At 71.0% G+C, this 13,620-nt stretch carries 13 protein-coding genes and 2 pseudogenes; 6 read left to right on the top strand and 9 right to left on the bottom strand.

Going from position 1 to position 13,620, the window contains the following annotated elements; genetic code table 11:
- Positions 1 to 51 precede the first annotated feature (51 nt).
- Positions 52 to 753, bottom strand: a complete 702-nt coding sequence (locus tag Sri02f_RS12300; protein WP_109001175.1) for a peptidyl-tRNA hydrolase — start codon at positions 751 to 753, stop codon at positions 52 to 54.
- A 292-nt stretch (positions 754 to 1,045) separates the two neighbouring features.
- On the opposite strand from Sri02f_RS12300, the gene Sri02f_RS42720 reads away from it, so the two are divergent.
- Positions 1,046 to 1,972 (top strand): ATP-binding cassette domain-containing protein, encoded by a 927-nt coding sequence (locus Sri02f_RS42720; protein WP_245970608.1) that lies wholly within the window; start codon positions 1,046 to 1,048, stop codon positions 1,970 to 1,972.
- On the top strand, positions 1,969 to 2,640 hold the full coding sequence (locus Sri02f_RS42715) for an ABC transporter (protein ID WP_245970607.1): 672 nt from the start codon (positions 1,969 to 1,971) through the stop codon (positions 2,638 to 2,640). Before Sri02f_RS42720 ends, Sri02f_RS42715 begins: the two co-directional genes overlap by 4 nt.
- A gap of 170 nt (positions 2,641 to 2,810) precedes the next feature.
- On the opposite strand, the gene Sri02f_RS12290 is transcribed toward Sri02f_RS42715, so the two are convergent.
- The 8 genes and pseudogenes from Sri02f_RS12290 to zapE all read right to left on the bottom strand — a co-directional run bounded on the left by Sri02f_RS12290 (position 2,811) and on the right by zapE (position 9,737).
- Positions 2,811 to 2,999, bottom strand: a complete 189-nt coding sequence (locus tag Sri02f_RS12290) for a hypothetical protein (RefSeq protein ID WP_109001174.1) — start codon at positions 2,997 to 2,999, stop codon at positions 2,811 to 2,813.
- Between the two features lie 169 nt (positions 3,000 to 3,168).
- Positions 3,169 to 4,098, bottom strand: a complete 930-nt coding sequence (locus tag Sri02f_RS12285; protein WP_109001173.1) for a polysaccharide deacetylase family protein — start codon at positions 4,096 to 4,098, stop codon at positions 3,169 to 3,171.
- Positions 4,099 to 4,160: 62 nt separating this feature from the next.
- A pseudogene (locus Sri02f_RS42710) lies at positions 4,161 to 4,292 on the bottom strand (Tat pathway signal sequence domain protein); the annotation flags it as partial.
- 611 nt (positions 4,293 to 4,903) lie between these two features.
- Positions 4,904 to 5,678 (bottom strand): annotated as a pseudogene (locus Sri02f_RS12275) (slipin family protein); the annotation flags it as partial.
- Positions 5,679 to 5,814: 136 nt separating this feature from the next.
- Positions 5,815 to 7,341 carry a SulP family inorganic anion transporter gene (locus Sri02f_RS12270; protein ID WP_109001248.1) on the bottom strand — a complete coding sequence of 509 codons (1,527 nt, stop codon included), beginning with the start codon at positions 7,339 to 7,341 and terminating at the stop codon, positions 5,815 to 5,817.
- A gap of 8 nt (positions 7,342 to 7,349) precedes the next feature.
- Positions 7,350 to 7,931: a carbonic anhydrase gene (locus Sri02f_RS12265; RefSeq protein WP_109001172.1), complete on the bottom strand. Its 582-nt coding sequence runs from the start codon at positions 7,929 to 7,931 to the stop codon at positions 7,350 to 7,352.
- A gap of 91 nt (positions 7,932 to 8,022) precedes the next feature.
- Complete coding sequence (locus Sri02f_RS12260; RefSeq protein WP_109001171.1) at positions 8,023 to 8,436, bottom strand: hypothetical protein; 414 nt, start codon at positions 8,434 to 8,436, stop codon at positions 8,023 to 8,025.
- A 194-nt stretch (positions 8,437 to 8,630) separates the two neighbouring features.
- Entirely contained in the window at positions 8,631 to 9,737 is a 1,107-nt protein-coding gene (zapE, locus tag Sri02f_RS12255) for a cell division protein ZapE (protein WP_109001170.1), read from the bottom strand.
- 37 nt (positions 9,738 to 9,774) lie between these two features.
- Between zapE and Sri02f_RS12250 the strand changes: the two genes are divergently transcribed.
- From Sri02f_RS12250 to msrB, 4 genes are all read left to right on the top strand, one after another.
- Positions 9,775 to 10,743: a pyrimidine reductase family protein gene (locus Sri02f_RS12250; RefSeq protein ID WP_109001247.1), complete on the top strand. Its 969-nt coding sequence runs from the start codon at positions 9,775 to 9,777 to the stop codon at positions 10,741 to 10,743.
- 192 nt (positions 10,744 to 10,935) lie between these two features.
- Positions 10,936 to 11,409, top strand: a complete 474-nt coding sequence (locus Sri02f_RS12245) for an indole-3-glycerol phosphate synthase (protein WP_174855638.1) — start codon at positions 10,936 to 10,938, stop codon at positions 11,407 to 11,409.
- 385 nt (positions 11,410 to 11,794) lie between these two features.
- Positions 11,795 to 13,180, top strand: coding sequence for a UDP-N-acetylmuramate--L-alanine ligase (murC, locus tag Sri02f_RS12240; RefSeq protein ID WP_109001168.1), 1,386 nt, complete (start codon positions 11,795 to 11,797; stop codon positions 13,178 to 13,180).
- Positions 13,181 to 13,193: 13 nt separating this feature from the next.
- On the top strand, positions 13,194 to 13,604 hold the full coding sequence (msrB, locus tag Sri02f_RS12235) for a peptide-methionine (R)-S-oxide reductase MsrB (RefSeq protein ID WP_109001167.1): 411 nt from the start codon (positions 13,194 to 13,196) through the stop codon (positions 13,602 to 13,604).
- The last annotated feature ends 16 nt before the right edge of the window (positions 13,605 to 13,620 follow it).

The raw sequence follows: 13,620 nt of genomic DNA, 5'->3' as shown, positions 1-13,620 counted from the left end.
GGACAGGTGAGAGGGGGGACGGGACAGGTACGGGGAGGGCGGGGGCAGTGATCAGCGGGTGCGCAGGGCCGGATGCTCCGCGACGACGGTGCAACTGCCCGGGGCGATCTCGGTGAAGCCGGCGTCCCGCACCAACGGCAGCCCGCTCGACGTCAGTTCAAGCCACCGCTGCCGATCCGCGGTCCGCACGGCGAGCGGGAATCCCGCCTCGCGCCAGGCGTCCCGCTCGTCCTCCGACAGTTCCCACCAGGCGAGTTGCGCGCCGTGCCCGGCCTGGGCCATCGCCTTGCCCGCCGACATCTCGACGTCCGGACTCATCCACAGCACGACGGTCCCCGGCTCGACGTCCGCAGGGGGATCCGGATCGTCGAGATCGGTTCCAGAAACCTGCAGCTTCGCCAGTTCCTTCGGCCACCCGTCCAACGGCACCGGTGGAAACACCCGCACCTCCGCCGACTTCCCGGCGACCGTGATCCCCGGCAACTCCCCGGCTCGTCGCCACTCGGCCCCCCGGGCCCGTCGGACGACCTTGCGGATCCGGGCGTCCTGCCAGTCCCGCATGATCTGCGCCCACTCGCCTTCCCCTACGGACCGCTCGTCGCCGAGCATCACGAGAACGGCCCGAGCAGCGGTCTCGAGGGCGTCGGTTCGGGCCGGGGGCGCGGACTTCTCTATCCGCACGACGAGCGGCAACACGAACTGCGGAGCCTGGTCGCGAGGGTTCGGCTCGGTCTGAAAGGGACTTTCGCTCACAGGCGCAGGCTACTTGACCCGGCCTTCTGCGCAGCGGCCGGCCGTGTCTGCCGCGATCGGTCACATCCGCAGCGGCCGGTGGTGCCGTGTTTCTACGTCTTCTACGTCTTCTAACGTTTTCTGCGGTTCTGGTTTTCTGCGTTTCTGCGGTGTTGCTCGTGGCCCCCAGCGGACTGCCTCCCGGCCGGGCCGGGACGTCAGGGTCCGCAGTAACCGCATTCGCCCGTTTCCCCGCTGCCTGGGACGCGGTCGGCACACGAAATGATGGGTCCCTACGAAAAGATGGGGTCCCATGGAACGCGATCTACGCCTGGACGATGTGGGCCGCCGCTATGGCTTACGAGGCCCGTGGGTGCTGCGCAACGTGCATCTGGAACTGGCCCCCGGCAGCCTGACGCGCATAGACGGCCCCAACGGCAGCGGCAAGTCCACTCTTCTCCGGCTCCTCGCCGGAATCGACGCCCCCACGGAGGGCACGGTCACCGGCCGCCCCCGCACCGCGTACGTCCCCGAACGCTTCCCCGCCGCCCTTCCCTTCACCGCCCTCGGCTACCTGACCCACCTGGGCACTGTGCACGGCCTGCCACGAGCCTCGGCCGAGCGGGCCGCAGACGCGTGGCTCGACCGCTTCGGCGCAGCCGCCTACGCCCGCACGCCCATGACCCGCCTCTCGAAGGGCAGCAGCCAGAAGGTCGCCGTCGCCCAGGCGCTCTTTGCCGAGCCCGAGCTGCTGGTCCTGGACGAGGCCTGGACCGGCCTGGACACCCAGGCGCGGGCCGAACTGGAACGAGCGGTCGCCGAGCGAACGGCGGCCGGCTCGGCCGTCGTCTTCGTCGACCACGACCCGCGCCGTCTCGCCGGCGTCGCGGACACCGTCTACACAGTGCGCGACGGCGGTCTCCACCGCCGTACCGGGGAGGAACCGACCGTCGCCCCCGACGGACCGCGCATGATCATCGAGGTGCACGGCGCGACCGCCGCACTCCCCGCGGAGGTGCTCCGCCGGGCCGTCGTGGCCGAGGAGACGGCCGAACGGACGCACCGGCTCACTGTCCGCGCCTCCCACTCCGACCTCCTGCTCCGCGCTCTGCTGACCGCCCGCCCGCCATGGCACGTGGCCGGCGTCCGCCCGGACGAGAGCCGAGATGCGATCCCAGACGAGAGCCGAGATACGAGCTCAGTCAGCCGAGACGTGAGCCGAGACGAGGGCCACGGATGACCGCCCTTCTGCGTTACCAGACCGCCCTGCTGGTGCGGTCGCAGCGCTGGCTGCCCCCGTTCCTGCTGTACGCCGTGTTCCTGGGCATCGGCCTGCAGGGCGGCCAGCCACTCCTGGACTCGCTCGGTTACGCCGCCGCCTTTCTGCTGCCCGTGGCCGCCTGGCTGGTGCGGAACTGCGTCGCCAACGAACCCCCGGCCGCCCGCGCCGTGGTCGCGGCGGCGGCCGGTCCCGCCCGGGCACACCTGGCCTCCGTGCTGGTCGCACTGTCTTCGGCCTCCGCGCTCGGCACGATCACGACAGTGATAGTCGCCCTGATCAGCGACCCTGTCAGCAGCGACCACCAGAAACGCGTTCCCGTCCCCGAAGCCGTCGGCGCCGGACTGCTCGCCGTCCTGACCTGTGCGCTGCTCGGCGTGGCCGTCGGCGCCCTCACCGCCTGGCCCGTGCTGCGCTCGACCGGCCGGGCGGTACCCGCGCTTCTGCTGGCGGCTCTGCTGGCGCTGGTCGTGAGCGGTTCTCCTGCACACGCTGCCGCCAGCGGCCTGGTCGGCGGCTCCCACACGGCGACGGTCCACACGCCGGTCCTGCCCTTGGCCGCCGCGGCCCTGCTGAGTGCCGCCGCAATCGCCGCGGCTTGCGCACTCACCTCCCGACGATCACCTTGAGGGGTGCGGGAGGGGTGCGAAAGGTGGAGGGGTGGGCGCGGGGCACCCGAGTAAGCGGTTACGAATAGTTACGTTGAAAGCAAACGGTTACGCAAGAAACGGGCATGGAACGCGGTTGCGCGCAGCAGTCGGCTGAGAGCGGTTACGTAAAGTAAATACGCTGGAAGTGATTACCCGGAGCAGGCGGTCCGCTGCGCCTCCTGCCACTCGCACACCGGGCACAACGTGATCCCCTTGTACGACTCCGGATATTGGGTGACTTTCCTGCATAGCACGCACTCCGCGTACGGCGGCCCGTCAGCCTCGGGCGGAGTCGTCGCGTCGATCAGGCAGTAATGCCGGTCGGTGTCGTCACTCATGCCTCCAGCGTACGAAAGCGGCTCCGCCCTCGAGGTCGGTGCATGAGGTCCGTCCATGAGATCGGACTGTGAGATGTAGGCGAACGAGCCGCACGGGCAGCACGGGCCGCACGGGCCGCACGGGCAGCACGGGCCGTACGAGCCGCACGGGCCGCACGGGCCGCACGAATCAGCGTCGCGTGCTCGTTGTGCCGATCAGTTCCGACACCTTCGCGAACCGGTAACCCTGGCGGCGCAGTTCCGGAACGACCGTGCGCACCACCTGTTCGGTCGTCGGCGCTGCGCTGCGGGTGCAGTGCATGACGACCACCGAGCCGGGCTTCACACCCTGCAGCACCTGTTGCGCCACGGCGTCGGCATCCGTTGCGAAAGCGTCTCCACTCACCACGTCCCACTGCACCGCGGTCACACCCGTGCCGCTCACCGCGCGCAGCGCCCGCCGGTCGTAGCAGCCGCCGGGGAAACGGAAATACGGCATCGCGTTCGGCACGCCGGCCTTGCGAAACGCGGTGTACGCGCGTTCCACATCCGCCCGCATCCGGTCCTCGGGGACGGTCGGCAGGCCGTAGCAGTCGCCGGTGAAGGCGTAATGGCTGTAGGAGTGGTTCGCCACCTCGAACAGAGGGTCGCGACCGATGGAGCGGGCCTGGTCCGGGTATTCCTCCGCCCAGCGGCCCGTCATGAACACGGTGGCCGGCACCTTCAGCGTCCGCAGCGCTGCGATCAGCCCGGGGTTGTCGAAGTGCTCGCCCGCGGCCGCTCGGCCACCCTGGTCAGCGGTCATGTCGGCGTCGAAGGTGAGCGCGACCGTCTTGCCGGCGTCATGGGGCGCGTTGCGGAACACAGGGGTGAGACCGGCCGGTCCGGGCGCGAGGGTCGGGGGCCTGGAAGGGGCGACGGGGGTGTGGGAAGAGGGCGCGGACGGGTGGCTGGGGGCGGCGGAAGCGGAGGTCGAGGCCGTCGGACGTGGAGTCCGGGGTGGCTCAGAGGTGCCGCAGGCGGCGAGGGCTCCGAGAGCGGTACCGAGCGCGCAGATGGCGGCCAGGCGGCGACATGCGGGAGTGATCACCGTATGAAGATATGAGGAATGCCTCGGCATTCATGTTGATATATGACCGCGTCTCGGCGGTGTCACCCGCCCGGCCGCTCGCGGCATCGACGAGAGAAGGTGACGCCCGCGAACTCGCCCCACTCGGGGGCTTCAGGCGTTCCGATGTCCTGACGGCCCCCCGCCATGGCGTACACCTCGCCGGCCCTGGTCACGCCGAAGACGTGATGGGCGCCGTTGCCGTCACTTGGCCCCGCCCGCGGTGATGGTTGCGAAGGCGGTTACCTCTGCCCCTCCGCCGTCTGTTGCGACACCGGTTTCTGCAACTTCTCCGCGCGCCCAGGAGATACCGGTTGCCGCACCCCCTCCGACGGCCCTTGCGAAACCGCTCTCTTCGCCCCCTCAAGAAACTCTTGCGTCAGCGCTTGCTGCACTGGCGCCCCCTCAACCCCTGGCTCCGCGACCGAAGCCTGCCGCACCGGCGCCCCTACCGGACCCCGCTCCACGAACGCTTCCGTCACTTGCCCCGGTGGTTGTTGCGGTACCGCTTCCTGCATCGTCCCCGACGGCTGCTGCTGCACCGCTTGCACCGGCTGAGCCCGTTGGGCCGGTTGCACCGCTTGGGTCGGATCAGCCTGCTGGGCCGGTTGCGGCGTTTGGGTCGGCTCGGCCTGTCGGGCCGGTTGCACCCCTTGCACCGGCTGGTCCTGTTGCACCCCTTGCCCCTGTTGCGCAGGAGCCACCGGCTGCACCTGTTGCGCAGGGGCCACCGGCTGCGCCTGTTGCGCAGGGGCCACCGGCTGCGCCTGTTGCGCAGGGGCCACCGGTTGCGCCTGTTGTGCAGACTGCATCGGTTGCATCGGTTGCCCCGGTTGCTGGGCCTTCTCCAGGAAGCGCAGCAGTTCTACCGGGAACGGCAGGACGAGGGTGGAGTTCTTTTCTGCGGCGACCGCCACCACCGTCTGGAGCAGGCGCAACTGCAGGGCGGCCGGTTGCTCGGACATCTGCTTGGCCGCTTCGGCGAGCTTCTTGGAGGCCTGGAGCTCGGCGTCCGCGTTGATGATCCGGGCCCGCCGCTCCCGGTCGGCCTCGGCCTGGCGGGCCATGGAGCGCTTCATGGTGTCGGGCAGGGAGACGTCCTTGATCTCGACGCGGTCGATCTGCACGCCCCAGCCGACGGCGGGGCTGTCGATCATCAGCTCCAGGCCTTCGTTGAGCTTCTCCCGGTTCGACAGCAGATCGTCCAGCTCGCTCTTGCCGATGATCGAGCGAAGGGACGTCTGGGCCATCTGTGAGACGGCGAAACGGTAGTCCTCGACGTTGATGATCGCGGCCGCCGCGTCCACCACCCGGAAGTACACGACGGCGTCGACCCGCACGGTCACGTTGTCGCGGGTGATGCCCTCCTGGCCGGGGATGGGCATGGTGACGATCTGCAGGTTGACCTTGCGCAGCCGGTCCACGGCGGGGACGACGAGGGTGAGCCCCGGTGCGCGGACGTCGCCGTGCAGCCGGCCGAGCCGCAGGACCACTCCGCGCTCGTACTGCTTGACGACCCGTGCGGCGGCGCCGAAGTACACGGCGGCTCCGGCGGCGACCGCCGCGGCCGCGCCCAGCAACTCCTGGAGCATGACGACCCCCTCGACCAGAGGTTCGTGACAGCCGTTCTGTCTGCTCCTGCCAACGATATGCCCGCTGTCCGGTCCGGGGCCACGCCCCCGTGCCCCGGACCGCACCGCACAGCGGGTTCTGTCGGCGCGAGGCGCGCTACACCGTCGTCACCGGTCGCCCGGCCTTCACCGCGTCCGTGAGCAGCGCAGGCTCCGTCACTTTCACCGGCGCGGTGCCGACCGCGCTGTGCCGTGCCGCCCATGTCTCGAGGGCCGTACGGCAGGCGTGGTCGAGGTGGTGCAGGCCGGAGAGGTCCACCTCCACCGGGCGGTCCTGGGGAAGGGCCTCCAGGCTGTCGAGGATCTTCGGCAGGCGCAGGAAGGTCGCGTTGCCCGACAGATACGCCTGGACCGGGCCGGCGCCCTTGTCGACGATCTCCAGCTTGAGGTGCGAGGCCTCCCAGGCGGTCTTGACCACGGCCAGCGCCAGACCGATGAGGACGCCCTCGAACATGCTGACCGCGACGATCGACACGGCCGTGACGACGAGGATCAGCGCTTCGCCGCGGTGCTCGCGCCACAGTCCCGCGATCGTCCGCACGGGCACGAGCTTGGTGCCTGCATGCACGAGGATGCCCGCCAGCGCCGGGATGGGGATGTAGGCCAGCGCGCTCGGCAGCAGGGCCGCGAAGAGCAGCAGCCACACGCCGTGCAGTACCCGGGACGCCTTCGTGCGCGCGCCCGCCTGCACGTTGGCGGCGCTGCGCACGATCACCGCGGTCATCGGCAGCGCGCCGAGGATCCCGCAGATCGTGTTGCCCGCGCCCTGAGCCATCAGTTCCTTGTCGTACTCGGTGCGGGGGCCGTCGTGCAGCCGGTCCACGGCCGCGGCGCTGAACAGCGACTCGGCGGACGCGATCAGGGTGAACGCGACGATCGTGCCCAGCAGGCCGATGCTCGCCAGGTCGCCGAAGGCGCTGAGCGGCGGGGGCTGGAGGGAGCCCACCAGGCCCTGCACCTCGACGGTGGCGACCGGCAGGTCCAGCAGCAGGGCGGCGAGCGTGGCCAGGCCCACCGCGGCGAGCGGGCCCGGCACGGTGCGCACTGTCGCCGGCAACCGCTTCCACAACACCAGCACCGCGATGGTGCCGGCGCCGAGCAGGAGGGAGGCGGACGCGGCGGTGTCGCCGACGGCGTCGACGAGCGCCTCCGGCAGTCCGGCGATCTTCTCCGGACCGGACTCGGGAGCCTTGCCGCCGACCATCGAATACAGCTGTCCGGCGATCAGCACCAGGCCGATTCCGGCCAGCATGCCCTCGACGACCGAGACCGAGATGGCCCGGAAGTAGCGGCCCAGTTTGAGGGCGCCCATGGCGAGCTGCAGCACGCCCGTGGCGAGGACGATCACTCCGAGGGCGGGCAGCCCGAACTCCTGCACCGCCTCGTAGACCAGCACGGTCAGACCGGCCGCGGGACCGGACACCTGCAGGGAGCTGCCCCGCAGGAGACCGGTGACGATGCCGCCGACGATGCCGGTGACGAGCCCGAGCTCGGCCGGCACGCCGGAGGCCACGGCCACGCCCACGCACAGCGGGAGCGCGACCAGGAAGACCACGAGAGAAGCGGCGAAGTCCTGCTTGAGGTGGGGGAACCGGGATATTCGCCCGGAAGCGTCGTTGTTCATCGCGGCGCTCACAGGGCCTCGAAGCCGTCGGTGTCGACGCGGTGTTCGCGTACGGCGCCGGTGTGCACCTCGTAGTACCAGCCGCGGACCCGGATCCGGCCGTCGGCCAGCCGCTTCTCCACGCAGGGGTAGGAGCGCACCCGCAGCAGCTGGGCGAGCACGTGGTTCTGCACCGCCCGCATGACCGTCGGGTCGTCGGGGTCGGCGGCCCCCGGTTCGTCGGCGGCGTGCGCGAGCCAGTCGCGTACGGCCGGGACGCCGTCGAGGTCGTCGCCGCGCACCAGCGCGCCGACGGCGCCGCAGTGCGAGTGGCCGCAGACCACGATGTCGCGGACGCCCAGCACCTCCACGGCGTACTCGATGGTGGCTGCCTCGCCGGTGGGGCGGTCGGAGACGTAGGGGGGCACGATGTTGCCCGCGGTGCGCAGTTCGAAGAGCTCGCCGGGGCGGGCGCCCGTGATCAGGGCGGGAACGACGCGCGAGTCGGAGCAGGTGATGAACAGGACCTGCGGGGACTGGCCTTCGGCGAGTTTGGCGAACTCCTCAGGGCGCTGTCCGAACGTGCGGGCGTTGTCGATGAGGGGCTGCATGACGTGGTGACTCCTCCTGGCGCGCCGTGGGGGCGCGTCGGATGTGCAGGACACAGGACAGGTGGGGGAGGTGCTGTTCTGCTCTGCTCGCTCAGCAGCGGAAGACCTGAAGACCCGCCGGGGAGTGGGCCGTCGAGGATCTCGACGGCCGATCATGACCGTCGCCGGGCCGGGCCGGCTGGTGCGCTGCCGCGGGATCCAGCGACAGCAGCGTGCGCTCGGGCTCCTGGGGCGTCGACGCGGCACAGGAACTCGTGGTGGCGCGGTTTCTGTCGCGGGTGCGTAGGGGGTCGGCGGGCCCGCCGGAGCGGTCGCAGTCGCGGTGCGTGACGGTCTCTTCACGCACCGCCTTGACCGAGGGCTTGATTCCGGGCTTGGCCATGGCCTCGGCGTGACGCATCGTATGCGCGTGTGCGAAGGAAGGTGTGGGTGCGAAGAACGGGAGGGCCAGCAGGAGGGCGGCGAGGGTCGAGATCACGGCCCGGGCCGTCGTACCACGGAACATGCGCCTCCCTCCTCGCACTTCGCGTCTCTAGTCCAGGCCATTGTCTGGTCAATGACTGGTCAAGAAACACGTTAACCCTGCAACGTTGTTTGCAGGGTTAACTCCACGTTTCCAGATGAAGTGCGCCTCAAAAAAGAGGGATGAGTGGCGAGAACCGGCTCTTGACCCGGAACCCATGATCGTTCAGCGATCGTCTACTGGGCCTCGACGAGCGGCCTGGCGTCGCGGGCCAGCGCCGTGAGCCGGGAGATCGCGCGGAAGTACTTCTTGCGGTAACCGCCGTTCAGCATCTCCTCGCTGAACAGCCGGTCGAAGGGGAGCCCGGACGCGAGGACCGGGACCTCGCGGTCGTAGAGCCGGTCGGCCAGGACCACCAGCCTGAGCGCCGTGGACTGGTCGGGCACCGGTCCCACGTCCGTGAGGCAGACGGCCCTCAGGCCGTCGGTCAGCGCGCCGTAACGGCTCGGGTGGACCTTGGCGAGGTGCTCCAGGAGATGCGGGAAGTCGTCGAGCGAGGCGCCCTCGGCCGCGTACGCCGCCCTGGTCACCTGCTCGTCCGAGAACGGCGCCGGCGCCTCGGGCAGGCCGCGGTGGCGGTAGTCCTCGCCGTCGATGCGCAGGGCACGGAAGTGCGCCGACAGCCCCTGGATCTCGCGCAGGAAGTCGGCGGCCGCGAACCGGCCCTCGCCGAGCTTGCCGGGCAGGGTGTTGGAGGTCGCGGCGAGCGCGACGCCGGCCTCGACCAGCTTCCCGAGCAGCGTCGACACGAGAACGGTGTCTCCCGGGTCGTCCAGCTCGAACTCGTCGATGCACAGCAGACGGTGCCCGGACAGGGTGCGCACCGTCTGCTGGAAGCCCAGGGCGCCGACGAGGTTGGTCAGCTCGACGAACGTGCCGAACGCCTTGAGCGCGGGCTCGGCCGGGGTGGCGTGCCACAGGGAGGCCAGCAGGTGCGTCTTGCCGACGCCGTAGCCGCCGTCCAGGTACACGCCGCGCGGTCCGGCGGGCGTCCGGGGCGCCTTCGCCCGGCCGAAGCCGAAGAACCCCTTCCTGGCGGCGCCCGTCGCGTGCGCCCCGCCCAGTCCGGCCGCGAAGGTCTCCAGCACGCCGACCGCCTCGGTCTGGCTGGGCTGGTTCGGGTCCGGGACATAGGTGCTGAAGCGGACCGAGTCGAAGCGCGGAGGCGGCACCATCTCGGCCACCAGCCGGTCCGCGGGGACATGCGGCTGACGGGTGCAGAGGGACACCGGAGCCAGGTCGGCTATCGGACTGAGACCGGGGGCGAGGGAGGAGGACGACACGGTTCCCCATGCTACGGGGCGTGCCAGACTGCCTGACATGCGACGGCTGTTCCCTGTGACCGACCAGACAGTGCCGACCCACTCCGGCGGGAGTCCGCTCGGGGCCCGCGGCGAGGGGGGTGACGCGGCCCAGGATCGTGAGCGGGACGGCGAGAGGAACCCTGAGCGGGACCGCGAGAGGAACCCTGAGCGGGACCGCGAGTGGAGCCTCGACGAGCTCGCCGACGCCTACGCCTACCCGGAGCCCGGCTCCGGTTCCTCTTCTTCCTCTTCGGAGTCCGGCCGCGGTACCGCTCCGGAGCCTGGCCCCGGTACCGCTTCGGAGCCCGGCCCCGGGGAGCGGCGCCCCTGGCTGCGGGCGAACATGGTGTCCACGCTCGACGGCGCGGCCCAGCACGAAGGGCGCTCGCAGCCCATCTCCACCGCCGCCGACATGCGGATCTTCGGCACGCTGCGAGGGCTCGCGGACGTGGTCGTCGTCGGTGCGGAAACGGTACGCCTGGAGGGTTACCGTCCCGCACGCGCGCGTGCGGAGTTCGCTCGGCGGCGCGAGGCGGCCGGGCAGGGACCCGCGCCGGCCGTCGCGGTCGTCACCGCCGGCCTCGACCTGGACTTCTCGCTCCCGCTCTTCACCTCGCCCCTGGTCCCCACCCTGATCCTGACGGGCGCCGCGGCCGCGCCCGACAAGGTCGCGGCCGCGGAACGCGCGGGCGCGCGCGTGGTGATCGCCGGCGACGGCATGGGCGTCGATCCGGCCCGGGCGGTCCGCGCCCTCGCCGACCTCGGACACACCCGGCTGCTGACCGAGGGCGGTCCCCGGCTGCTGGGGCAGTTCGTCGCCGCCGGGGTGCTCGACGAGCTCTGTCTGACGGTCTCGCCGATGCTCACCGTCGGCGACGCGCAGCGGATCGCGGGCGGACCGTCGCTCGCGGTTCCGCAGCGGTTCGCGCTGGCGTCCCTCCTGGAGGAGGAGGGTTTCCTGTTCGGCAGGTACCGGCGGCCCTGACGTCGGATATGGGTTCGTATCGGCGCAGGAGCCCCGAATCGGCGGAATCAACCATTCCGCTTGGCCTCCGACGGGCACACTGAGTTTCACAGCCTCCCGTGCGAGCACGGGGAAGGATGGTTTCCGCAGGGCCGTGAACGGCCCACGGAGGACAGAGGGCCACGGGGGTCCTCGAAGGAGAATGGGGCGCTGGTGTTCACAAGCGTGTTGATGATCGAGAAGGCCCTGACGTCCGCCGACGTGGAGTTCGTCACCACCTTGCACGGGGACGATCCGGTCTCCTTCCACGTGCTGCTCCAGCCGCGGGGCGACCAGGCGGACCGCTTGCTGCGGGCCATCGACGACGTGGCCCTCGGTGAACTGGACGAGGCGACGCGGGAGAACGAGACGCCGGAGGGCGACGAGGCCAAGGGCTTCGGCGTGCGGGCGCTGGAGGTCTCCCTCCAGGCGCTGCAGGCCTCCGGCAGCCCGGCGGTGGGCCGGCTGGTGGAGGACCATCCACTGGACGCGCTGAAGTCCCTGGTCGCGGAGGTCGAGGCGGACGAGGTGATCGTGCTGACCGACCCCCACTACGTGGAGGAGTTCTTCCACCGGGACTGGGCCTCCCGGGCACGGCACAAGGTGGGCGTGCCGGTGCTGAAACTGTTCTCGCACAGCAAGGCATAGGGAGCGGGCCGGGACGGCCTCAAGCCCGGAGACGGCCGGGGCGGCCGAGGCGGCCCAGGCAGCCGAGGCAATCGGGCGGCCGAAGCGCCCGCGCCGCTCGCCGGCCCGCCGACCGCCCCGCACCCGAAGTCACGTGCGGTGTCGGGTCGGGAGCCCGGCTGGGCAGGTGCGGTGCGGTGCGGTGCCGAGCCGAGCCGAGGCGAGAAGTCACGTGCGGTGCCGAGCGGAAGTCACGTGCGGTGCCCGACGAGGCAGGTGCGGGGGATCGGTGGGCCGACGGGGCGGGTGCGGCGCGGCTCCTCGCGGCCCGAGTCGGCCGCCGCGGCGCTCGCCCCATAGGGTGGGGACGCACTGGACCGTCGTAGCGCACCTTGGGAGACAGCACATGGCACCCGGCCTTCCTACCGCCATGGACCGACCGCACTTCATCGGCATCGGCGGGGCCGGAATGTCGGGGATCGCGAAGATCCTGGCCCAGCGCGGGGCGAAGGTGGCCGGCAGCGACGCCAAGGAGTCGGAGACGGCGGCGGCGCTGCGGGCGCTCGGGGCGACCGTGCACATCGGGCACGCGGCCGGGCACCTGGCCGACGACGCCAGCTGCGTCGTCGTGTCGTCGGCGATCCGCGCCGACAACCCGGAGCTCGCCCGCGCGGCCGAGCTCGGCATCCCGGTGGTCCACCGCTCGGACGCGCTCGCCCGGCTTATGGACGGACTGCGTCCCATCGCCGTCGCCGGCACGCACGGCAAGACGACCACCACGTCCATGCTGGCGGTGTCGCTCTCCGAGCTCGGGCTGAACCCCTCGTACGCGATCGGCGGCGACCTGGACGCGCCCGGTTCCAACGCCCGGCACGGCGAGGGCGAGATCTTCGTCGCCGAGGCGGACGAATCGGACCGCAGCTTCCACAAGTACGCGCCCGAGGTCGCCATCGTCCTCAACGTCGAACTCGACCACCACGCCAACTACGCCTCGATGGACGAGATCTACGAGTCCTTCGAGACCTTCGCCGGGAAGATCGTGCCCGGCGGCACGCTGGTGATCACCGCCGACCACGAGGGCGCCCGCGAACTCACCCGGCGCGTCGAGGGCGTGCGGGTGGTGACGTACGGAGAGGCCGCGGACGCCGACGTACGGGTCCTCTCCGTCGTCCCGCAGGGACTGAAGAGCGAGGTGACGGTCGTCCTGGACGGCGAAGAGCTCACCTTCGCGGTCTCGGTGCCCGGCCGCCACTACGCGCACAACGCCGTGGCCGCGCTGGCGGCGGGCGTCGCCCTGGGCGTCCCGGCCGCGGAGCTCGCCCCGGCTCTCGCCGCGTACACGGGCGTCAAGCGCCGGCTGCAGCTCAAGGGCGAAGCGGCGGGCGTCCAGGTCGTGGACTCCTACGCCCACCACCCGACCGAGATGACGGCCGACCTGGAGGCGATGCGCGCTGCGGTCGGCGACGCCCGCATCCTCGTCCTCTTCCAGCCGCATCTTTTCTCCCGCACCCAGGAGCTCGGCACGGAGATGGGACAGGCGCTGGCCCTGGCGGACGCCTCCGTCGTCCTCGACATCTACCCGGCCCGCGAGGACCCGATCCCGGGCGTGACCAGCGAGCTGATCATCGACGCGGCACGCGCGGCGGGCGCCGACGTGACGGCCGTCCACGACAAGGACGAGGCGCCGTCCGTGATCGCGGGAATGGCGAAGGCCGGTGATCTCGTTCTCACCATGGGCGCGGGAGATGTGACCGACCTGGGCCCGCGCATCCTGGACCGTCTTTCGCAGTGAGGAGCTGAGGCTCATGTCGTACGACGTCGAAAAGCCGGACGAGCAGTGGCGGGCGGAGCTGACGCCCGCCGAGTACGCCGTCCTGCGTCAGGCGGCGACCGAGCCCGCCTTCACCGGTGAGTACACCGACACCAAGGCCAAGGGGGTCTACTCCTGTCGGGCCTGCGGCGCGGAACTGTTCACCTCCGACACCAAGTTCGAGTCCCACTGCGGCTGGCCGTCCTTCTTCGACCCCAAGGACACCGACGCGGTGGAGCTGATCGAGGACCGCACGCACGGGATGGTGCGCACCGAGGTGCGCTGCGCCCGCTGCGGCTCCCACCTCGGACACGTGTTCGCGGGCGAGGGCTATGCGACCCCGACCGACCAGCGGTACTGCATCAACAGCATCTCGCTGAGGCTCGCGGCGGACGATCAGAGCTGACGTTGGACAGCGAGAG

The sequence above is a fragment of the Streptomyces rishiriensis genome, from assembly GCF_003112535.1.
Lineage (GTDB): Bacteria > Actinomycetota > Actinomycetes > Streptomycetales > Streptomycetaceae > Streptomyces > Streptomyces rishiriensis.
Note: the sequence above shows the minus strand (reverse complement) of the source record. Positions and strands in the feature narration are given on the sequence as shown.

Coding starts and splice junctions, on each gene's coding strand:
- Sri02f_RS12250 (WP_109001247.1), top strand. CDS start 9,775: ATGCGACGGCTGTTCCCTGTGACCGACCAGACAGTGCCGACCCACTCC.
- msrB (WP_109001167.1), top strand. CDS start 13,194: ATGTCGTACGACGTCGAAAAGCCGGACGAGCAGTGGCGGGCGGAGCTG.
- Sri02f_RS42720 (WP_245970608.1), top strand. CDS start 1,046: ATGGAACGCGATCTACGCCTGGACGATGTGGGCCGCCGCTATGGCTTA.
- Sri02f_RS12285 (WP_109001173.1), bottom strand. CDS start 4,098: ATGCCGAGGCATTCCTCATATCTTCATACGGTGATCACTCCCGCATGT.
- Sri02f_RS12265 (WP_109001172.1), bottom strand. CDS start 7,931: ATGCAGCCCCTCATCGACAACGCCCGCACGTTCGGACAGCGCCCTGAG.
- Sri02f_RS12270 (WP_109001248.1), bottom strand. CDS start 7,341: ATGAACAACGACGCTTCCGGGCGAATATCCCGGTTCCCCCACCTCAAG.
- Sri02f_RS12290 (WP_109001174.1), bottom strand. CDS start 2,999: ATGAGTGACGACACCGACCGGCATTACTGCCTGATCGACGCGACGACT.
- Sri02f_RS12260 (WP_109001171.1), bottom strand. CDS start 8,436: ATGTTCCGTGGTACGACGGCCCGGGCCGTGATCTCGACCCTCGCCGCC.
- murC (WP_109001168.1), top strand. CDS start 11,795: ATGGCACCCGGCCTTCCTACCGCCATGGACCGACCGCACTTCATCGGC.
- Sri02f_RS42715 (WP_245970607.1), top strand. CDS start 1,969: ATGACCGCCCTTCTGCGTTACCAGACCGCCCTGCTGGTGCGGTCGCAG.